Here is a 20869-nt window from a genome sequence, read left to right as displayed (position 1 = left end):
AACTTCAGATTCAGAGCTCCGCGTTTGCAGGACTGATGCCCGGATCATTCGGATCGGCCCCGGCGGTCGCCGTGCAGCAGAACATCACGCACAGGCTCGCCTAGTTTCCACGAGGGCGCTTCACGCGCGCGCGCAATGCGTCGATCTCGTCGAGCAGATCGAGGGCTAGCGCGACTCCGGGAGGGTTGATCTGAAAATCGTGTGCCAGCCGCTGTGCGGTCCGGACGCGCCGCAGCGCCGCGCCGCTGAAGCGCCACTCCTGCGGTCGCTCGCCTCGTGGCTCAAACACGCCCTCCGACACCCAGAGCGTCAATTCCTCCTCCGATGCCCCGCTCACCCGGCTCAATTCAACCAAGGTGAACTCGACGTTCTCGTCGACAATCTGCCCTTGCAAATAGGTCGTTTTACTCGTCTCTTTCACGATGATCACCGATAGAAGTGCGCGCGAGGATTGAAGTTGAACGCCTGCCGCATCGCATCGTAAGCAGCCTTCGCAGCGTCGCTATCCGCCGGCGGCAGCACGATGTTCAGAATCACATACAGATCGCCAGGCGGCTTGCCTGGAATGCCCTTGCCTTTGAGCCGCAAGCGTCTGCCGCCGGCAGAATCGGCTGGCACCGTCATCTCGACCGAACCGTCAGGCGTCGGCACGGTAACCTGCGCGCCGAGGCCCGCTTCCCACGGCGCCACCGGCAATTCGAGCGAGACGTCGCGCCCGTCCACGCGAAAGCGCGGGTGTTCCCGAAAGGCGATTTCCAGGTAGAGGTCGCCGGCAGTTCCGGGCGTGGCGCCTGCGGCTCCCTGCCCGCTCAGCCGCAGGTGCTGCCCCGCGCGAATCCCCTTTGGAATGGATACATCGAGCGTACGCGTTTCTAGCGAAACATGGCCTCGTTCATCGATCACCGGCATTTGCAGCGAAATCGAGCGCTGGGCGCCGCGATAGGAATCTTCGAGATCAATCAGTACCTTCGCGTGATGGTCTTCGCCGCGCACATCGAAAGGCCGATGCGCGGATGCGCGCCACGCGCGCCGCCGAATATCTTCTCGAAGAGATCGTGGAAATCGGCTTGTTCGCCGGCCTCGTTGCCCCGCGCCGCGGAATTCGAAGCCCTCGTCCCAGTTCGGCGGCGGCTGGAAGTCCTGGCCATTGCGCCGCTCGCTGCCCATGCGGTCGTAGGCCGCTGTGACAGGCCTGTCTCGGATCGGATCAGCATGACTGGGCAAGTCGGCATGCGCAGGAACCGGTCGGCGACGCTGCCAAGCACGACCGTGCCCACGCCACGTCTGCCTTGCGTGCCCATCACGACAAGGTTGCCACCCTCACGTCGCACGCAGCGCCGCAGGCGACTCGGGAGGTCCTCCGCCGCCCGTTCTGTTTCGTCGATTTCAGTGTCAACCGACATGCCGCGTTCGGCCGTCGCCTTACTTGCTGCGGCCAGGGGATGGACGGCATGAAGCTGCGCCTGAGCGAGATCGGTGATGCTGAGCGCTTCGTGGGGTTATCGTACCTTCCGTGCCAATTATGGCGGTAGTCGCGCGCGTATGACTGTGGGGTTGACCTGGATCAACCGGTGGTTGGCGGGGGGCAATAGATTAGAGTCGCGGTCAAGTGCTCGGTTACCCGCCGTTCCTGAAGATCGACCGGAAGCAGGCTGAGCGACGCACAGCCGGCAACACATGCAGTTTCTTCACTTCGGCGGAGTCGATGTGGATAAGAAAATCCAGCATATTCTGAATCAGATCAGCACACTGGAAGATGATCTGAGAGCCGAGTTGCATCAAAAGGAAACCAGGCTCTTCTATCGGGTGAGCGGCAAACGGGTCGAGTTCGACGCGGCGGTCAGAAAGCTTCATCAGGAGTCGAAAACCAGCATCGGCCGGTGGCTTCTTGACAGCGCGCCGCTGAACTTTGTGGCGGCGCCGTTCATCTACGGGCTGATCATCCCACTTGCATTTCTCGACATCTGCCTATCCGTTTACCAGACGATCTGCTTTCCGATCTACGGCATGGTGAAAGTCAGGCGAGCCGACTACATCGTGATGGACCGATGGCAATTGCGATACCTGAACGTTATGGAAAGATTCCACTGCGCGTACTGCGAATATGCCAACGGGCTCATCGCCTACGCGACCGAGATCGCCGCACGCACCGAACAGTACTGGTGCCCCATCAAGCACGCTCACAAGGTGCTCGGCACGCACGCGAGGTACCAGCGCTTCCTGCTCTATGGCGAGTCAGAGCAATATCAGGCCCGCCTCAAGCAGTTTCGCGATGCCCTGCGCAAGCAGAACGACTGACGGCGTAGTCCGGGAGGCTGTCCGCTTGCCTTTGCAGCCTGGTGGGCAACTTACCACGCCGAATGAGCTTGAGAGCGCCTCCGGCCATGTAGTCGAGTGGACGGACACGCAGTCAGGATGGCGGCGTGTCGCCGGTCACGGCAACGCCTCCGTCAAAGGCTTGGTCGAACGCGTGCATGAAGTCCCTCAGGCGATCATGCGGAAGCCGACCAATGCCGGCCGCGCCGACCCGGCCGCTGCCACTTGCGAACCGTCTGCATAACTCGTCCGCGCCGTAAGGATTGGCGAGCGGCGCACGCACGCTCACCATATAGTCGCCCTGCACATCCACGGTAAGGACGGCATGAGCACGATCAGGTGATATTCTCGCCAGAAAGTTGGAGAAACTGCCCCGCACCCTTCGAGCCCATCCCTCATTGGGCAACACATACATTGACCCGCCAGAGAGGACAGCAGTGGGATACTGTCCCAGCGCCAGTTCCATGTCGTGCCTTCTTGCGTCGCACAGCGCCCGCACAATCGGCTCATTCTCCACGAACTGGAATGGGTCGGCATAAGCGCGCAGCGTTTCGTAAAGTCTCGCAGGTGGGATCAGGAGGTCCGCCTCACAGTCTCCATAGGCGTTGTAATTGATCGCTTCTCCCAGTTCACGCAGTTGTTCGACCTGGCCAGGTTGGAGCCTGCTGCTAGCGGCAAGTGTTTGTGCCGCGTGCGCGAGGTTGTCGCCATAGGCACCAACAATAGCCCAGAGACGGTGCTGTCCTCCCAGATGACGGTCCACGAGCATGCTCGTGCAGATATCGGGTGTCGTCTCGATGTACGTGCTCAGGTCAGAATGTTCGGGAATCACGCCGGCAAAGTGATGATCGAAGTATTCAACCTTGACGCCATGCTCAAGCAATGCAAGCAACGCGGTTCGATTGGTTTCGAGAGAGATGTCCAATACCGTCACCGATATGCCCCGTCTGATGGGAACGCGGCTGAGGAGCGTCACGTCGCGCTTAACACCCGTGATCAGCAAGGACCGCAATGGCTTAGCGAGACGCAATTGGTGCAGCGCGCAGATTCCGTCGGCGTCACCGTTGAACACATCGAAATGCTTCATGCACTTTCACCGATTACGAATTGGGGTCGCCACACCGTGGCTGTGTCAGGTCGATTCCGCGACGCTGAGCGTGCGCGCCAGCAATGGCCGCAGTTCTGCGAGCGATCGGGAATTGAGCACGTCGCCCTTCCCCGACCGGCCGCGCCGGGCGTGACCGATTCCAAAGCGCAGGTCATACGGCGAACGCAACCAGGAGCAAACTACGGTTCGTCGAGTTCGTCACCGTAGTCTCCTTAGATTCCGATCCTGCCTGCGGTGCATGTCTCCCTGCACGATAGCCCGCTCAAGGCCCAGGCTCTTGACCCATGTCAAGCAGATACCGCACCAGCGACTTCGACTGGATGATGAACGAATCTCGCGTGCACAGTGGATGTTAGCCGGGCGGACCGATCTCTGGAGGTTGATACATGTCAATCCCTAGCCTCTGCGCTAAACCTAGTCTGGTTGTACCTCAACCCGCATCGGGGATACCCTGCCTTTCCCCGCACGCCGATGCCCTACTATTTCAATGCCGATCTGCCTGCGCCCTTACGCAATCATCTTCCCGGGCATGCGCAGGATATCTATCGCAACGCGTTCAACGTGGCCTATTCAGCGCATGCCGGAGAGTCACGTCAGGAAGAAATCGCTCATCGGATTGCATGGACGGCGGTTAAGCGCTCACACGTCAAACAAGCCGATACATGGATGCCGCGCGACCCGCGCCCCGGCAAGATGGAGGATTGAATGGCCACCGAACTTCTGTCGGTGCAAAACACTGATCATTTCCCTTTGGACCGTGGCTATCTGTTCTCGGGGAACGGCGTGGGCCGCGAGATCGACGCGAACACAGCCGTCGAATGGTTAAAGCATCGTGACGAAGGCAGTGCGGAATTCATCTGGCTGCATTTTCACGACATCCCTACCGTGCTGCAGGGTTGGCCACTGCAACATGTGCAACTACCCGAAGCGTTTGGCGATACCCTTAGGGAAGGCTCTCGCTCGACACGAATTACGCACGTCTACCAGACCCTCATCGCCGTCCTTAACGATGTCGAGTACGACCTTGAGCGGAAGAAGCCGCTCAAGGTCGCGACGTTGTGGGTGAACGTCGGCGTACGTTGTCTCATTAGCGTGCGCAGTTCCCCGCTGCGTTCAGTCAGCCAGTTAAGACAGGCGGTCGAGGCGGGGGAAACCTTCCGCAGCCCGATGGCTCTCCTGATCCATCTGTTGCAGGAACAGGCCGATGTACTTATCAGCATTGTTCGCACGGCAGCGCAGGCCGCCAACGACGTGGATGAAACGCTGCTCGCCGGCAGACTGCCAACCCGGTCGAGCCTCGGCGGCATTCGCCGCGATCTGGTGCGCCTGCGCCGTCTGCTGGCACCTGAACCCGCCGCGCTTTTCCGCCTCGTCAGCCGACCGCCGAACTGGGTGCTGGAAGAAGACGCGCAATCGCTCAGACAATCCGCAGAGGAGTTTTCCCTGACATTGCGGGACATGGCCGGACTCCAGGAGCGTATCAAGTTGCTCGAAGAGGAAATCGCCGACCGGGTCGCCGAGCACACTAACCGCAGCGTGCTGATCCTCACCGCTGTCACGGTTATCGCGTTACCGGTCAACCTGATCTCCGGTTTGTTGGGCATGAATATAGGCGGCTTGCCCTTGAAATACGACAACCACGGATTCTGGATCGTCGCGCTGATTGCTGTGCTGCTGACCTGTGTTGCCGCCTGGCTGATTTTCCGCCCGCGACGTGATTGAAATCGTCACGCCCAGATCACCGGCCAGTGCCTGGTTTGCGGCGCACCTATCTGTCTCAGCCGTAGTCCCAGCGGGATTGATGCACATCAACTGGCAGCAAAAGCAATCACATATATTGAAATAACGCTAGACAAGACTACGCGGAGACATCGAGAGGCGGAATGATCGACTATCGCGCAGGCCCTTTAATCCGGGCCCACTGAGAATTCGTCCGCCTTTCGGGAATGACGTGTTTGCACTACTTCTGAACGTCGTGCAGGCACAGCGTGCGCGTTGTTGAAACGATGCACTACCAGGAGGTTGACATGAACTGGCTAGCAGAATATTTTGCGCAGCGCACCAGTCCGCTGACTCTGAGTTTGTGGGCTCACCCGCCCCTTGTTTTGGGACCCGATGGCCCGGTCGCACAACCGGCATACGTTCTCCCCTATCCAGGCGTGCAACTCGCCTTGACGCCAGCACACCTGGTTGAAGCGGGAAATCGGCGCTATGAGCTACCGGCTCACTACGATGCTGTGCAGCCACTCACGATGTCAGCTGCTGGATTGCCCGAGGGGGAACCGCAGTTCTTTCGTGAAGTGACGATTTACGCACCGTCTCGTTTTAACCCCGACTTTCTGGTCACAATCAACGGGGTCTTTTCTTTCGTGCCGGTCTTTTCGTCGGACGGCAGCCCGGGCTTTTTCGGGTTAAGCATGGACATAGCCGAAGAAAGCCAGCCGCCCTCCCAAATGAGGCTTCCGTGGACGTTCCACGGCTACATCAGCATTTGAAAGCACGTGCGGGCGACGTTCCCGCCGACGAACCGGCTTCAGGCGCCCCGGCCGGTTTCGCTCTCGACTAGCTGACCGCAGATTCGCACTGCTTGCAACGTTCGAAGCGGCACGCTGCCCCCTCAGTGGGCAGGTTCCGGCGCACCACCACTGTAGAGGAGCATCAAATGCCCAATGACACTTCACAGGTTGTCTGGTTCGAGGAACTGAGGCGTGCCGACGTCCCTCGGGTCGGTGGCAAGAATGCATCGCTCGGCGAGATGGTGGCCAACCTCTCGAGACAGGGTGTAAAGGTTCCGCCGGGCTTCGCCGTCACAGCCGATGCTTACCGGCAATTCATCGACGCGAATGGATTGCAAAAGACCGTCTCCTCTGCGCTCGGTGAATTCGCGGACGGCAAGCTTTCTCTGGCCGAAGCGGGAGAATCCATTCGTCGTGCCATCCTGCGCGGCGATTGGCCAGAGGAGACTGCGCAAGCCATTCGTGCCGCTTACGACGAATTGAACCGCCGCACCGCACAGCATGAAATGGACGTTGCGGTGCGCTCGAGTGCGACGGCCGAGGATCTGCCGGACGCGAGCTTTGCCGGGCAACAGGAAACCTTTCTCAACATCAGAGGTGGGCGAGCCTTGCTCGATGCGTGCCGGCGCTGCTACGCGTCGCTTTTCACGGACCGAGCAATCAGTTACCGGCAGGCGAAAGGTTTCGATCACCTGAAAGTGGCGTTATCCGTTGGCGTGCAGCGCATGGTCCGGTCGGACCTCAGTGGCGCCGGCGTGATGTTCTCCATCGACACCGAGACGGGCTTCGACAAGGTAGTCCTGATCAACGCGGCCTGGGGCCTCGGGGAAAACGTCGTTCAGGGCGCGGTCGACCCCGACGAATATGAGGTATTCAAGCCGCTGCTGTCCGACCCGTCCCTGTCGCCGATCATCGGCAAGAAGCGCGGCGAGAAAGCCCTCAAGATGCTCTACACGAGCGATAGCGGGCAGCCGACCAGGAATGTCCCGACCTCGAAGGCGGAGCGCGCTGCCTTCGTTCTGAGCGACGAGGAAATCCTGGCCTTGTCACGCTGGGCCTGTGTCATCGAGCGCCATTACGGGCAGCCGATGGACATCGAATGGGCCAAGGACGGCCAGACCAACGAGATGTTCGTCGTGCAGGCGCGGCCGGAAACGGTTCAGTCACGGCGCGAAGCAAGTGCGGTGAAGACCTATCACATCAAGAAAAAGGGTCGCCAGCTGCTGGCCGGGGTCAGCATCGGCGAAGCGGTGGCGAGCGGCAGGGTCTGCGTCATCGAAAATCCGAGCGAAATGGGGCGCTTCGTCGACGGCGCCATTCTGGTCACGCGCACGACAGACCCCGACTGGGTGCCCATCATGAGGCGCGCCTCTGCCATCGTCACCGACCACGGCGGGCGCACCTCGCACGCGGCGATCGTGAGCCGTGAGCTAGGCTTGCCGGCCATCGTGGGGGCGACCAGGGCCACTCACCTCCTCCACAACGAGCAGGAGGTGACCGTCTGCTGCGCGGAAGGTCGCGAGGGTTTTGTCTACGAAGGCATTGCCGACTACGAAGTCGAGGACATCGACTTTGACAGTATTCCCACGACCCGCACCAAGGTCATGTTGAACCTCGCGAACCCAGCGGCAGCCTTACGCTGGTGGCGGCTTCCCGCCGACGGCGTCGGGCTCGCGCGGATGGAATTCGTCGTCAGTAACCATATCAAGATCCATCCGATGGCGCTTGTACGGTACGACTCCCTCAAGGATGACGCTGCGAAGCGCACCATCGACGAGTTGACCGCCGGGTACGAGGATCGGACCGAGTATTTCGTGGATCGGCTCGCGCGTGGATTGGGGCGGCTTGCGGTGGTTCAGTACCCTCACCCCGTCGTCGTCCGCATGAGCGACTTCAAGACCAACGAGTACGCGAATCTGATAGGCGGCAGCGAATTCGAGCCGAAGGAAAACAATCCGATGCTCGGATTCCGGGGCGCGTCGCGCTATTACTCGCCGCGCTACCGGGAAGGATTTGCGCTCGAGTGCCGGGCGATTCAACGTCTGCGCAACGAGATGGGTTTCAGGAACGTCGTCGTCATGATTCCGTTCTGCCGCTCGACGAAGGAAGCCGACCGGGTACTCGAAGTGATGGCCGAGAACGGCATCCGGCGCGGCGAAGCTGGGCTGGAGGTCTACGTCATGTGCGAAATCCCCTCCAACGTCATTTTGGCCAAGGCGTTCGCACAGCGATTCGATGGCTTCTCGATCGGCAGCAACGACCTGACGCAGTTGACTCTCGGTGTAGATCGTGACTCGGCGGAACTCGCCGAACTGTTCGACGAACAGGACGACGCCGTGCGGTGGATGATTCAGAGCATCATCACCCAGGCGCACAAGGTCGGCGCCGATGTCGGCTTATGCGGACAGGCGCCGAGCGACCAACCAGAGTTCGCCGGCTTTCTCGTGGAATGCGGCATCGATTCGATGTCGGTGAGTCCTGACAGTTTCATCGCGGTCAAGCGCCGCGTTGCGACCGCTGAACAGACTGTACTTTCCGACATCGCTGAGTAGGCGATGCCCGTTTCGCCGCAGGCCCACAACAGGAACGATCATGACAGAAATTGTGACGGTAACGCTGAATCCCGCGGTAGACGTGGCAACGTCTGTCGAGCAGATCATCGACACGCGCAAGCTCAGATGCAGCGCCGCGCAGCGCGATCCCGGCGGCGGCGGGATCAACGTGGCGCGCGTGGTGCAACGGCTGGGGGGCGACTGCGTGGCGCTCTATCTCCACGGAGGCGCAACAGGTCAGGTGCTGCAGCAACTGCTCGATGCGGAACATGTAGCCAGCCAGGGCGTCGAGATCACCGGCGAAACACGCGAAAATTTTTCGGTTCATGAGACGTCGACCGGCCGGGAGTACCGCTTCGTGATGCCGGGGCCCACCGTCGCGGAAGGCGACCTCCAAAGGTGCATCGACCAGATCAATGCATTGGGGGCGCCCCCGCGCTATCTGGTGATGAGTGGCAGCTTGCCCCCCGGCGCGCCAGTCGATAGCTATGCGCGGATCGCGCGCTCGACTTGCGCGCCCGGTACACGTGTCGTTCTGGACACCTCGGGCCCCGCGCTCGCCGCCGCACTCGACGCAGGCGTGTGGCTCGTCAAGCCGAGCCTGAATGAGCTGCGGTCCCTGACCGGTCAGCCCCTTGACAGCGAGCCTGAATGGCTTGCCGCAGCAGAGGAAATCGTCCGCGACGGGCGCGCACAGATTGTGGCCCTGACGCTCGGCGAACGAGGCGCAGTGCTGGTGACGGCCGAGCGCTTCCTGCGGGCAATGGGGCTCCCCGTGCAGGTGTCCAGCTCCATTGGGGCGGGCGACAGCTTTGTGGCTGCGATGGTCTGGGCGCTCCACCGTGATGCCAGTCTCGATGAGGCTTTTCACTATGGCGTGGCTGCCGCATCGGCGACACTGTTGAGTGCCGGTACGGCGCTTTGCAAGCGGGCCGACGTCGAACGGCTGTATCGTGAAGTGCAGAGCCGCTGAGATGTCCACCCACTCCCGCACGACCCGGCAGCATGTCCGATCATCCGCCCGGTCAGATGAGAGCGGTAGTCGACTACAGAGCCTTCGCGCAGGGGTATACGGCACGTGCTTGACCAGTATCAAGACATTTAGCACGCGCTGCGCGACCCCATAAGCTGTGCATCGCGCAGGGTTGCGGGATGCGTTGCCAGAGGAGAAAGAGATGAAGTCGGATGAGGCGCTCAAACATGACGTCGAGCAGGAGTTGCTGTGGGATTCCGCCGTCGACGCCCGCAATGTCACCGTAACCGTTCACGGTCGTGTCGTGACGCTCGAAGGCTCGGTTTCGAGCTATGCGCAGAAACTCGCCGCGCAGAAAGCCACACAACGTGTGGCTGACAGCCGCGCGGTTGTGCTGGAACTCGTCGTGCGGCTGCCCTCGCCTTCGAAGCACACGGACGAAGAGCTGGCCCAGGCGGTCATGTCGACTTTGAAATGGCAGGACGGCGTACCGGAGAACGTGATACACGTTGTCGTGGAGCACGGCTGCATCACGCTCAGCGGGGAAGTTGACCATGGCTATCAACGCCAGGCGGCCGAAACGACGGTGAGCCGCATGCGCGGTGTGGTTGGCCTGTCCAATCAGATCACCGTGCGCGGCGCTGAAGTTGCCACCGATATCCACACGCAGATCGCCAAGGCGCTGGCGCGGCGGGCGCAGCGCGAGTCGGCGCGCGTCAACGTGAATGTGCACGATGGCGTCGTCAGGTTGACCGGAACCGTCGATTCATTGGCGGAAAAGCGGGCAGCATGCGGCGTGGCGTGGGCAGCCAAAGGCGTGCGGTGGGTGGTGGATGAACTGAGCGTCAACTGAAGATCGCGTCATGCATACGAGCTGTTTCTGACAACGCCCCGCCGTCCAAAATGGCAGGTTCGTCATCGGGAGGAGGCGCCCGAACGTTGCAACGCCGCGAGCAGCGGCGACCTGCCGCGACCCGTCCTTCTTCCGTGGGCCTGGCTTAACCGTGGGTGCCCTGCCCGCCCTGCGCAGTCTCGTTTCGGGGCGAGCGCACAAGCAACACAGGACAGGTCGACATGCGCAGCAAACCCTCGGCCACGCTACCCAGCACGATCCTGCTCGCGCCGCGCCGGCCGTGTGTTCCCATCACGACGAGATCGATGTGTTGCCGCTGAATGCACCGTTCGAGACAGCTCGGGATATCGTCGGCGGCATTCTGTGTTTCGTCGATTTCGATATCGCCCGCGATCCCCCGTTCGGCCATCGCCGCGCGCACCGCTTCCAACGCTAGCCGGCCGTCTTCTCGCAGCACTGTGCCGAGCGCTTCCGGTTCATAGTAGCCGGCATACGGCGCGAGCCCCCATTTGCTGACGACGTATAAGGCGTGCACGCGAGCGCGCGCCAACGCCGCGATCCGGAATGCCTCTTCTCCGGCTCGTTTCGACGCGTCGCTTCCGTCTACCGCTAACAGAATCTTGTGATACATGATGTTCCGTTCCCCCGAAGCTTGTATTCCGTTCGCCAGCTCGCTCAACGGTGTGGTTTCGTCGACGGAAACCACACCCTGAGTCATCACGTCCGCATCCCGGATGCGGGTTCCGGCCACGCCGTCACCCCTACGCCTCAGACTATGCAATGCCGCGGCCGCCCTGTTGACGCAGGTCAATGCCGAGTCCCTATGAAGCGCTGCGCGCGCAAGCGTCGCCCGATGCGCGCCGTTCTCACGCGAGCGCACCGAACAGCGTGCCCGCGAAGCCTGTGACACTCATCGCGATCGCACCCCATGCGAGCACCCGCAGCATGCCCGGTACGATACGCGCGCCGCCAATGTGTGCAGCGAGGGCGCCCACCAGCGCCAGCAGAAGCAGAGACACAGCGGCAACCACCGGTATGAGCGCCGCACGCTTCGCCAGGGTCGCGGCAAGCAGCGGCACGGCGCCACCGCTCGCGAAGCTCAACGCCGAGGTGATTGCCGCAACGATGGGTCGCGCCGTCGTCGCATCCGATATACCGATATCGTCGCGCGCATGGGCGCCGAGCGCGTCGAAGGCCATCAGTTGCACAGCCACACGTTGCGCGAGCTCCGGGTCGAGGCCGCGCCGCACATAGATGCCCGCCAGTTCAGCCTGCTCTTTCTGGAACTCGTTTCGCAGGGACAGTTGCTCGACTTCGAGGTCGGCACGCTCGACATCGGCCTGCGAACTGACGGAAACATATTCGCCTGCGGCCATCGACAGCATCCCCGCGACGAGGCCCGCCACGCCTGACACCAGAACGCCGTGTGGCTGCGTCTGCGCCGCGGCCACGCCGACCATCAGCCCCGACATGGACAGCACGCCGTCATTGGCCCCGAGCACAGCGGCGCGAAGCCAGCCGGAACGATGCGTACGATGGGTATGGGGATACACGATCGTCTATCCCTTTGCCTCGTCGCGGCCGAACGTTCGTGTGCGGTCGTCGTAGGTGAAGAGTTCCGCGTAACGTCCCCAGTCGATTGCGATGCGCAGCGTGTTGTCGGCGTCGTTCCGGTTCAGATGATCCTGAAGCTCGAGTTCGAAGCGTTCCCGCGGTGCGCGGTGCGCCTCACGCTCGTCGAGTACCTGATGAATATGGGCGACAAGCGGCACGAAGCGAAGCAGGTGTTCCTTGAAAAGCCGCTTGCGTTCATCCATTTCGCTGTGCGCGAACACGCGGCCGGCCGGCGTGAGCTTGATCGCGCCGGCCTTGACGTCGACAAACTCCAGGATTTGCAAGGCCACCGCAATCGGAAACACATCGCCGCTTTTCAGGCCAAGCGGAGCGGCGATCTTCGCCAGTTCTGCCTGGCCGCCAAACGCGGATGAAGCAAGGTTCTCGATGAATCCGCCGATCCTGTTGATCGATACATCAGGTAAATGCAGCGCGAGGCCTCCGTGGATCTGGCTTTGCCTGTCGATCGCTTCGGCCATGCGCGAGGTCAGGATCGAATAGATTTCGTTGACGATTGCGAGAAACGACGCGTCGAGCCGGTTGCGCGGCTGCGGCAACGGCACCTGAATTTCAGCCGCAATGTGACCGGGATTCGCACCCAGCACCAGAATGCGATCGCACATCATGACCGCCTCCTCGATGTTGTGCGTCACCATCAGCACAGCCTGGGTGGAGAGTTGATGTTCGGTCCAGAGATCGAGGAAATCGGTGCGCAAGGTTTCGGCCGTCAGCACGTCCAGCGCTGAAAACGGTTCGTCCATCAGCAGCAGCGTCGGCTCGCTGACAATGGCCCGGGCGAAGCCAACCCGCTGGCGCATGCCGCCGGAGAGTTCGCGAGGGAATGCGGACTGGAAACCGTCGAGCCCGATCAGGTCGATCGCCGCCATCGCGCGGCGGCGCACTTCATCGTGCGACAGCTTGAGTGCGTCGAGGCCGAACTCCACATTCTCGAGCACGTTGAGCCACGGATAGAGCGCGAACGTCTGGAACACGACGGCGATGCCCTCCGATGGACCCGTCAACGGCACCCCGCGGTAGAGCGCCTGCCCCGAGGTCGGCTTGATCAGCCCGGCGGCGATGCGCAGGAGGGTGGACTTGCCCGACCCCGAGCGTCCAAGCAAGCCGAGAATCTCACCTTCGCCCACGGCCAGGTCGATATTCGACAACACCGGCAGCGGACCGCCAGAAGGTCTTGCAAAGGCCATGCAGACCTTGTCGAACGCAATGGTCGGTGCGTGGATGACGGCAGGCGCGATTCTGTCCATGGATTGCCCCTCAATCAAGCCGTGTGCGGCGTTCTGCAAAGGCGTACAGCGGCCGCCATACCAGGCGGTTGATGGCGATGACGAGCACTGACATCACAGCGATACCGAGTCCGATACGGGGAAAGTCCCCAGCGGCCGTCATCTGGGCGATGTAAGCGCCGAGGCCGCCGGCGTTCAGCCTCGTCGGCCCCCAGCTGACCACCTCGGAGACGATGCTCGCATTCCATGCGCCGCCCGATGCGGTGATCGCGCCGGTCACGTAGTAAGGGAAGATGCCAGGCAGCATGACGTCGCGCCACCAGCGCCATGGACGCACGCGAAAACTCGTGGCCGCTTCCCGCAAGTCGCTCGGAAACGCACTCGCACCGGCAATGACGTTGAACAGGATGTACCACTGGGTGCCCAGAATCATCAAGGGAACGAGCCAGATCCGGGGTGCGAGACCGAAGCGCACGATGAAATAAACGAACACCGGAAACAGAAGGTTGGCCGGGAAGGCGGCCAGAAACTGCGCAACCGGCTGGACCCGGGCGGTCAAGCGCGGCCGCAAGCCGACTGCCACGCCGATCGGCACCCAGACTACAGAGGCGAGCAGCACGAGGAACGCGACGCGCGCGAGGGTAATCCCCCCGTTGCTCACAACGATCCGGAAATCGGCCCACGAGAGCGAGCCGCGGGCGAATCCTGCGAGCCGCCACGCAGCGTAGGCGACGCCCGCGAGGATGACAACGAGCCAGAGCGCGTCCGCCACGCGGCGAGGCGCGGACCAGCGGGTCAGATGAACGGCATGCGGCAACACCAGCCTCGCGCGTGCCGCCCTCTGCAACCTGGCTCCAACTGGGCCGGAAAGGCGAGCGGCGACCCTCGAGCGGCGAAACAGATCGAGCACCCAGCTTCGCGGCACGGTTTGCGCGGCGGTATCCTCGGGGCGGAACTTGTCGGCCCAGGCAACCATCGGCCTGAACAGCAGTTGATCGTACAGGACGATAGCAATGGTCATCGCGAGGATCGCCCATCCCACTGCAGCGAGGCTGCGCTGCTGGATCGCCGTTGCGACATACGATCCCACACCCGGAAGCGCGATCTGCAGGTTGCCGACGGAGATCGCTTCTGCGGCTACGACAAAAAACCAGCCTCCCGACATCGACATCATCATGTTCCAGATCAGCCCCGGCATCGCGAACGGCACTTCGAGCCGCCAGAAGCGCTGCCACGCGGACAAACGGAAGCTGCGGCTCGCTTCGTCGAGGCCGATCGGGATCGTCTTGAGCGACTGATAGAAACTGAACGCCATGTTCCAGGCCTGGCTTGTGAAGATGGCGAAGATCGCCGCGAGTTCCGGGCCCAGTACATTGCCGGGAAACAGCGAGACGAAGAACACCACCGTAAAGGATAGGTAGCCCAGAATAGGCACCGATTGCAGGACGTCCAGAAACGGTATCAGGACCATTTCGGCCCGACGGCTCTTGGCGGCGAGCGTCGCGTACGTGAACGTAAAGATCAACGATGCGACAAGCGCGGCCAGCATCCGCGTGATGGTTCGCAGCGTGTAAAGCGGCAGCGCGGCCGGCGAGAGCGAGATGCCAGGCTGATGAGCGACCACAAGCGGGGCCACCATCTGCCGCACGCCCACACCCATCAGGATCACCATGCCCAACACCAGCAGCACCGCGGCAAGATCCTGCCAGCTCGGACCGTGCTGGTGCCATCTTCCCCCTTGCAGAACCTCGGCGTGGTGCTCCACGGTGCTTCCCCATTTGATAGGTACCCTGACTATCGTGTCCGAATCGGGCACATCCCGTTTGACCTGCATCATGCGATGCCCAGTACTCGGGTGGATAGCCCCAGTGTTGACAGGCCGTGTGTCAAGGCGCTGACAAATACCGTGCTACTGGAGCAAATCGTTGACATGTATCAAGCGCGCTGCGATGCGGTGCGCTTTGATGTCATTCATGCGGCCCGCTGCGCGAGCGGTGCGAGTGCGAGTGCGACAGGACGGAGGGTGATGTCATGTGGGATGTGATTGTGATCGGTTCCGGTATTAGCGGCCTCGGCGCCGCGGCGGCGCTCGCCCGTCAGGGGCGGCGCGTGCTCGTGCTCGAGCAGCACAGCGTGGCCGGCGGCCTCACCCAGACCTTTACGCGGGAAGACTGGACCTTCGCTACAGGTGTGCACTACATTGGCGGCGTCGGCGACATCGCAGGCTCAAGCGGGCAGATCGGCCGGATCCTTGCGTGGCTGACCGATGGTGCACTGCGATTCGTCTCCTGCGGCAATCCCTACGACATCGTCCGGCTGCCTGGTATCGAGTTTGGCATCCTGTATCCGAAAGAGCGTTACCGCGAGGCTCTGCTCGCGCGCTTCCCGGCGCAGCACGAGGCGATCGGGCGCTGGTTCGCCGCGTGCGAGGCCGCGCTGCATTCGGCCTTTGCGAGGTTCGCGATGTGCGGCATGCCTCAGTGGCTCGCCTGGGGAATGCACCTGATTCACGGCGACGAAGTCGAGCACTGGGCGCAACGCACGCTTGCCAGCACGTTGGCCGCAGTGCCCGATCCGCAACTGCGTGCGGTGCTTGGCGCCCGCTGGGGCGACTACGGCGCGCCCCCCGACAGCGCGCCGATGCTCGAGCACGCGCTGGTTACCGGTTCATACAATGCCGGTGCGTACTATCCGGTAGGTGGTCCGACCCGCATCGGGCACACGCTCGTTCCGGTTGTTGAAGCGTCCGGTGGCGAGGTGCAACTGGGGGCCGCCGTAGAACACATCCTCGTGACCGGCGGCCATGTGGCTGGTGTGGCGTTTAGCCAAGGCGGCACGCGCCGGACTGAGCACGCGAGCCACGTGATATCGGCGATGGGAATCGCCAACACCGTATCCTGCCTCGACGCCGCCACGGCACCCGCATGGCAGGAAACGCTGCGCGGGTTGCGCCCGGGCCTCGCGCACCTGGCGCTGTACGTCGGCCTCGACGGCGATATCGCTGCGGCGGGCGCATCCGGTGCCAATGTTTGGATCTACGAAAGTGAAGACATTGGGCGGGTGTGGCACAACGTGGAAGAAGATGACCCGCCGGGGTTGTTCGTGTCATTCCCCTCAATGAAAGACCGAACTTGGACCGGTAAGCCGACGGCCGAGGTGATTGCACTGTGCGATGCACGCGCTTTCGCCCCGTGGCTGGATACGGCAGACGGGAGGCGCTCCGAGCAGTACCTCGAGCTGAAGGGACGAATCGAAAAACGGCTGCTGGCACGGTTCTGCAGACACTTCCCGGCTCTCGCACCACTGATCCGCTTCCATGAGCTGTCGACGCCCTTGACGCAGCAACGCTACTTGCGCTCGCCAGGTGGCGCCATGTATGGACTTGAGATGACGGCAGCCCGTTTGACCCATCTCGTTATACACAAATCGACAGTTCCGGAGACGATGTTGGATAGCAAAGTAGCCGGAAGGGGGTTGTTAACAATGCGGATTTCGCGTTTACTCTCGGATTTTCAGCATGAAGATCCGAAACGACGCGGGAGCATGGGTGGACGAAGAATTTGAGACTCTGGATTTGGGCGATCCACGGCGAGACCGGCGCGCGAAGGAACTGATCAAACGGTTTGCCAGCCGGCCCACGGCCAGCATTCCGGGCGCGTGCGAAGGCTGGGCCGAGACGATGGCAGCATATCGCTTTCTAGGCAATGAGCGCATCGACTGGCGCGACATGATGCAGCCGCATTGGGATCGCACCACGGCGCGCATGGGAGCGTTGCCGGTGGTGCTGTGCATTGCCGATACGACAGAGCTGAACTTTAACGGTCAGGACATCGAAGGGGCCGGCCCACTCAGTTATGAAGCACAGGTGGGCATGTATCTTCACGCGACTTATGCGGTGACACCGGATCGGGAGCCGCTGGGTGTGATGAATGCCTGGATGTGGGCGCGCGAGTCACGCGATGCAAACGGCAGGCGTGGCGGAGTCAGGGAAAGTGCGCGGTGGATCGAAAGCTATGAGATCGTGGCCGAACAGGCACGGGCCCTGCCAGACGCGCGGCTGGTGTATGTGGCCGATCGTGAAGGCGACATCGCGGCGCTCATGCAGCGTGCGCAGGAATTGGGTGAACCGGCGGACTGGCTGATCCGCTCGCAGCACAACCGTGCCTTGAAGGACGAAGAAAAGCTGTGGGACAAGGTGCACGCGGGTAACGTGCTCGGCCGTATCAGTTTCGTGCTGCCCGGGCGCAGTGGCCAGAAGGCACGTGAAGTGAAGCAGGAACTGCGCAGCCAGCGCATTACGCTGCCCGGTCGCGTCAGCGTCACGCTCACCTGCGTCGAGGCGTATGAGGTGGATGCGCCAGCGGGCGTAAAGCCAGTCATCTGGCGTCTTGTGACCAACCGCGAAGCGGGTGATGCGGATGCGCTCATCGAACTCATCGACTGGTACCGCGCGAGATGGGAAATAGAAATGTTCTTCAATGTCCTGAAGAACGCCTGCCGGGTTGAGGCGCTGCAGCTCTCGCAGATGGAACGGGTAGAGAAGGCACTTGCGCTGTACATGGTCGTATCGTGGCGTATTGCACGGCTCATGCGTGTGGGCAGAACGTGTCCGGAGCTAAACGCGTCGCTATTCTTCGCGGCTGACGAGATACATGGTGCTCACGTGCTCTGCAAGAAGGCGCGTCCGAAAAAACCACCGACACTGAACCAGATGATACGGATGATCGCGTCACTGGGTGGATTCCTCGGGCGCAAGAGCGATGGTGAACCGGGCGCGAAGACGTTGTGGATTGGCATGCAGCGAGTCATGGATGCTGTGAGCACCATCCAGATCTTGCGCGACGGCTACGACACTTCTGTATAACGAGATGCGTTTGACCACCCCGGCATTACGGGTGCGCACACCCGTCCACGGCTTGCTGCTTGCCGGCCAGGACCTGACAGGGCCCGGCGTCGCCGGGGCCTTCATGGGCGGTCTGATGTCGGCGGCCGTCATCGAGCCGGCGCTGCTCAGGCGCTTCGGCAGCTAGGGCGACCGGGGTAAGGCGTGGCCGCGGAACCACCCTGCGCTCACGCTCTCAACTTGCCGTATTCCTCACTTTTTCAGTAAGGCAAGCATCGCTTGTTCCAATGCGCCGAGACGCAGATTCGTGAGTTCGGCATGAAGCTTCATTGCTCGAATCAGGGCCTGAACGTTAACGTCATCGCTTTTTGAGGCAAGGTCGTCAAATTCAGAAAGTAGTTTGCTGACAGTAGTGGCACTCATGGCTCTTCCTTGCAGGGTTGGTGGGGGACTTCCGGATCAACGTGCCCCCGTAGGGGAATCGTTGCGTGTGTGACGCTGCCGTGATGGTCTTCACGGTAGACGCATGCGGCAAAAATCTTTTATCTGGTAAGCCTGATCATCTTCGACGTTGGCATCGGCTGGGAACCGCTCAAAGCACAGCCGGTTTGCTCGGCAACTCGTTGAGCCTTTCCTGCTGGGCCGGAAAATGTCTTGCGAGCAAGGCCGTGATCTCCTCGACACCGCGGAGTATGCCGGCCTGATACTTGCCGATCCCGAAATCAGCCTCCATCTGCCGGCAAATGGCTTCCCACTCGCCGGACCTCACCTTGGCATGCACCCCGCGATCCGCAACGATTTCCACGTCATGATCAGCCAGCAAAGATAGACGAGTACCCCGTTGTTGTGTTCGGTATCCCAGACCCGCAGTTCGGAAAAGACATCGATCGCACGTTCTCTCTCCGACATCCCTGCAGATAAAGCCGTAATCGGTAAGCGCGCCTTCAACCGCAAACCGGATCTGCCCGATGTGCGCGCGATGGCTTTGCTTGATGGCGTGCTCGATGGCACGCAGCGTCTGCGGCGGAAACGCACGATTCACATGCCAGCGTGTCACGAACAGATGTCTGATGATGCGTTGGAGATTCATGGCTACCACCTGCCCGATGCGCCACCGCCGCCAAATCCGCCGCCACCGCCCCGGAAGATCGTGCGTCCGGCGCCGCTGCCGAATCTGCCCGGCGGGCCGCCGATAGCGAGGCCTCCGGCATAGGCGCCAAGACCGCTGCCGAGCAACGTGAAAGCGAGCGCGATCGCGCCTGCCACGACGGCGATGAACAGTGTGCCCGACAACAGCCACGCGACGGCCGCGACGGCTCCGCCGTCACCACTGAACCGGGCAAGCGCCCCAGTACCGCGCGAAACACGCCGCCCGCCACCAGGGTGAGCACGAAAAGAATCGGTAAATAGCGCGCGAGTTGCCCGGACGCGCTACCTGCATGCTGCTGCGGAGGCGGCAAAGGTTCGCCATCGACGACGTGCATGATGCTGTCGACGCCGGCCGCCACACCGCCGTAAAAATCACCCTGCTGGAACCGTGGAACAATCGTCTCGTCGATGATGCGGTTACTGGTTGCGTCGGTAAGCGCTCCTTCGAGCCCGTAGCCGACTTCGATACGCAGCGTCCGGTCGTCCTTTGCGACGATCACCAGCACGCCGTCGTCAACGCGCTTGCGTCCCAGCTTCCATTGCTCAACGACGCGGATCGAATACTGTTCGATAGTTTCCGGCTGGGTCGTGGGCACAATGAGTACGGAGATCTGGCTGCCCTTTTTCGCCTCGAACGCCTGCAATGTCCGTTCTAACGCCGCGCGCTGTTCGCTGGTGAGCGTAGCCGTCTCGTCGGTGACATGCGCGGTCAATGCGGGAATCGCCACCTCCGCGCCGGCACCGTACGGCAAGAATGCGAGGACGGCGAGCAGCAGCATGCTGGCGGGTTTGAGGATGTTCAATTGGCGGCTCCACTGGCCGGCGTGGGGGCCGTGCTGAAATCGACCTGTGGAGGACGCGCGATCGCCGCCTCGTCCGACACCGAGAAATTAGGCTTTTCCTTGTAGCCGAACAGGCTTGCAGTGAGATTGGACGGGAATGACCGAACGGTCGTGTTGTAGTCTTGCACTGCCTTAATATAGCGGTTACGCGCCACCGTGATGCGGTTTTCGGTTCCTTCGAGCTGCGCTTGCAAGTCGCGAAAGTTGGCATCGGACTTCAGCTGCGGGTAATTCTCAGAGACGACGAGGAGTCGCGATAGCGAAGACGACAACTGTGCCTGGGCCGCTTCGAAGTTGGCGAATGCCTGCGGGTCGTTGATGAGCGCCGGAGTCGCCTGCACGGAACCGACCCGGGCACGCGCCTCGGTCACGCTCGTGAACACTTCTCGCTCCTGGCTCGCGTAGCCCTTCACGGTGTTCACGAGATTCGGCACGAGGTCGGCACGACGCTGGTACTGGTTGAGTACCTCCGACCAGCTCGCCTTCACCTGCTCATCCTGAGTCTGGATAGCGTTGTAACCGCATCCGGAGACGGATAACACGATGACCGCAAGCAATGCTAGACATAGGGTGCGCATTGAACCTTCCTGTTCTTCTGAAAACTGCCCCGAGTACGCCTCTGACGAGGACCGCGGTGGACCACAACGGCGTCCTTGCGTCGCCGACGCTGGCAACTTCAGACTACGCGCAAGGACCCGGTGTACGTTGACCCAAATCAAGTGACCCGTCAGGCGAAAATCCGTTCGGGCGCACTACCGTGCACTCGCCGCGTCAGAACGAAAGGACAATCTCTTTACGGAACGGCACTGCTTGCGCAGGGTGTTCAACAGGAGGGCGGCGAAGGCGGTCTGGATATCGC

The 20869-nt window shown here is 61.8% G+C and carries 21 protein-coding genes and 1 pseudogene; 10 read left to right on the top strand and 12 right to left on the bottom strand.

All coding sequences use genetic code 11. From position 1 onward, the window contains the following. Positions 1-100: 100 nt before the first annotated feature. Genes AYM40_RS35785 through AYM40_RS43955 form a run of 3 tightly spaced genes read right to left on the bottom strand, consistent with a single transcriptional unit; the run spans position 101 to position 1403 of the window. The gene (locus tag AYM40_RS35785) at positions 101-430 is read right to left on the bottom strand and encodes a chaperone modulator CbpM (protein WP_063500942.1); all 330 of its coding nucleotides are present in this window, start codon (positions 428-430) and stop codon (positions 101-103) included. Next, positions 427-993 carry a DnaJ C-terminal domain-containing protein gene (locus AYM40_RS35780; protein ID WP_420488532.1) on the bottom strand — a complete coding sequence of 189 codons (567 nt, stop codon included), beginning with the start codon at positions 991-993 and terminating at the stop codon, positions 427-429. Before AYM40_RS35780 ends, AYM40_RS35785 begins: the two co-directional genes overlap by 4 nt. Continuing rightward, positions 960-1403 (bottom strand): universal stress protein, encoded by a 444-nt coding sequence (locus tag AYM40_RS43955; RefSeq protein ID WP_420488531.1) that lies wholly within the window; start codon positions 1401-1403, stop codon positions 960-962. Before AYM40_RS43955 ends, AYM40_RS35780 begins: the two co-directional genes overlap by 34 nt. Before the next feature lie 304 nt (positions 1404-1707). Between AYM40_RS43955 and AYM40_RS35775 the strand changes: the two genes are divergently transcribed. Further along, positions 1708-2298: a hypothetical protein gene (locus AYM40_RS35775; RefSeq protein WP_063501107.1), complete on the top strand. Its 591-nt coding sequence runs from the start codon at positions 1708-1710 to the stop codon at positions 2296-2298. A gap of 112 nt (positions 2299-2410) precedes the next feature. Here the strand turns inward: AYM40_RS35775 and AYM40_RS35770 are convergent, their stop codons facing one another. Beyond that, a complete protein-coding gene (locus tag AYM40_RS35770) occupies positions 2411-3403 on the bottom strand; it encodes a hypothetical protein (RefSeq protein ID WP_063500941.1) in 993 nt (330 codons plus the stop codon). Positions 3404-3847: 444 nt separating this feature from the next. Here AYM40_RS35770 and AYM40_RS35765 point away from each other — a divergent pair, with 444 nt between their 5' ends. The 6 genes from AYM40_RS35765 (at position 3848) to AYM40_RS35740 (ending at position 10318) form a co-directional block, all read left to right on the top strand. Beyond that, positions 3848-4129: a ChaB family protein gene (locus AYM40_RS35765; RefSeq protein WP_335341246.1), complete on the top strand. Its 282-nt coding sequence runs from the start codon at positions 3848-3850 to the stop codon at positions 4127-4129. Beyond that, positions 4130-5146 (top strand): transporter, encoded by a 1017-nt coding sequence (locus AYM40_RS35760; RefSeq protein ID WP_063500939.1) that lies wholly within the window; start codon positions 4130-4132, stop codon positions 5144-5146. Positions 5147-5451: 305 nt separating this feature from the next. After that, positions 5452-5919 (top strand): hypothetical protein, encoded by a 468-nt coding sequence (locus AYM40_RS35755; protein WP_063501106.1) that lies wholly within the window; start codon positions 5452-5454, stop codon positions 5917-5919. A 167-nt stretch (positions 5920-6086) separates the two neighbouring features. Next, the gene (gene ppsA, locus AYM40_RS35750) at positions 6087-8492 is read left to right on the top strand and encodes a phosphoenolpyruvate synthase (RefSeq protein WP_063500938.1); all 2406 of its coding nucleotides are present in this window, start codon (positions 6087-6089) and stop codon (positions 8490-8492) included. A 40-nt stretch (positions 8493-8532) separates the two neighbouring features. Next, entirely contained in the window at positions 8533-9465 is a 933-nt protein-coding gene (locus AYM40_RS35745; RefSeq protein WP_063500937.1) for a 1-phosphofructokinase family hexose kinase, read from the top strand. 202 nt (positions 9466-9667) lie between these two features. Next, positions 9668-10318: a BON domain-containing protein gene (locus tag AYM40_RS35740; protein ID WP_063500936.1), complete on the top strand. Its 651-nt coding sequence runs from the start codon at positions 9668-9670 to the stop codon at positions 10316-10318. Positions 10319-10463: 145 nt separating this feature from the next. Here AYM40_RS35740 and AYM40_RS35735 read toward each other — a convergent pair whose 3' ends face one another. The 4 genes from AYM40_RS35735 to AYM40_RS35720 form a co-directional block, all read right to left on the bottom strand. Continuing rightward, positions 10464-10949 (bottom strand): universal stress protein, encoded by a 486-nt coding sequence (locus AYM40_RS35735; RefSeq protein ID WP_063501105.1) that lies wholly within the window; start codon positions 10947-10949, stop codon positions 10464-10466. 235 nt (positions 10950-11184) lie between these two features. Further along, the gene (locus AYM40_RS35730) at positions 11185-11874 is read right to left on the bottom strand and encodes a VIT1/CCC1 transporter family protein (protein WP_063500935.1); all 690 of its coding nucleotides are present in this window, start codon (positions 11872-11874) and stop codon (positions 11185-11187) included. Between the two features lie 3 nt (positions 11875-11877). Further along, positions 11878-13197 (bottom strand): nitrate/sulfonate/bicarbonate ABC transporter ATP-binding protein, encoded by a 1320-nt coding sequence (locus AYM40_RS35725; RefSeq protein WP_063500934.1) that lies wholly within the window; start codon positions 13195-13197, stop codon positions 11878-11880. A gap of 10 nt (positions 13198-13207) precedes the next feature. Continuing rightward, entirely contained in the window at positions 13208-14941 is a 1734-nt protein-coding gene (locus tag AYM40_RS35720; RefSeq protein ID WP_063501104.1) for an ABC transporter permease, read from the bottom strand. A 266-nt stretch (positions 14942-15207) separates the two neighbouring features. Between AYM40_RS35720 and AYM40_RS35715 the strand changes: the two genes are divergently transcribed. The 3 genes from AYM40_RS35715 to AYM40_RS41685 are packed head-to-tail and all read left to right on the top strand — an operon-like array spanning position 15208 to position 18206. After that, complete coding sequence (locus AYM40_RS35715; protein ID WP_063500933.1) at positions 15208-16740, top strand: phytoene desaturase family protein; 1533 nt, start codon at positions 15208-15210, stop codon at positions 16738-16740. A 4-nt stretch (positions 16741-16744) separates the two neighbouring features. Next, the gene (locus AYM40_RS35710) at positions 16745-18040 is read left to right on the top strand and encodes an IS4 family transposase (protein ID WP_236720939.1); all 1296 of its coding nucleotides are present in this window, start codon (positions 16745-16747) and stop codon (positions 18038-18040) included. Positions 18041-18050: 10 nt separating this feature from the next. Further along, on the top strand, positions 18051-18206 hold the full coding sequence (locus AYM40_RS41685) for a hypothetical protein (protein WP_158515387.1): 156 nt from the start codon (positions 18051-18053) through the stop codon (positions 18204-18206). Between the two features lie 65 nt (positions 18207-18271). Here the strand turns inward: AYM40_RS41685 and AYM40_RS42060 are convergent, their stop codons facing one another. The 4 genes and pseudogenes from AYM40_RS42060 to AYM40_RS35695 form a co-directional block, all read right to left on the bottom strand. Further along, positions 18272-18442: a hypothetical protein gene (locus tag AYM40_RS42060; RefSeq protein ID WP_181448481.1), complete on the bottom strand. Its 171-nt coding sequence runs from the start codon at positions 18440-18442 to the stop codon at positions 18272-18274. Between the two features lie 169 nt (positions 18443-18611). Then, positions 18612-19109: a TPM domain-containing protein gene (locus AYM40_RS35705; protein ID WP_082855542.1), complete on the bottom strand. Its 498-nt coding sequence runs from the start codon at positions 19107-19109 to the stop codon at positions 18612-18614. 2 nt (positions 19110-19111) lie between these two features. Beyond that, positions 19112-19947, bottom strand: a pseudogene (locus AYM40_RS35700) (TPM domain-containing protein). Positions 19948-19967: 20 nt separating this feature from the next. Further along, positions 19968-20588 (bottom strand): LemA family protein, encoded by a 621-nt coding sequence (locus tag AYM40_RS35695; protein WP_063500932.1) that lies wholly within the window; start codon positions 20586-20588, stop codon positions 19968-19970. Positions 20589-20869 lie beyond the last annotated feature (281 nt).

It is taken from the genome of Paraburkholderia phytofirmans OLGA172 (assembly GCF_001634365.1).
Classification (GTDB): Bacteria; Pseudomonadota; Gammaproteobacteria; order Burkholderiales; family Burkholderiaceae; genus Paraburkholderia.
Note: the sequence above shows the minus strand (reverse complement) of the source record. Positions and strands in the feature narration are given on the sequence as shown.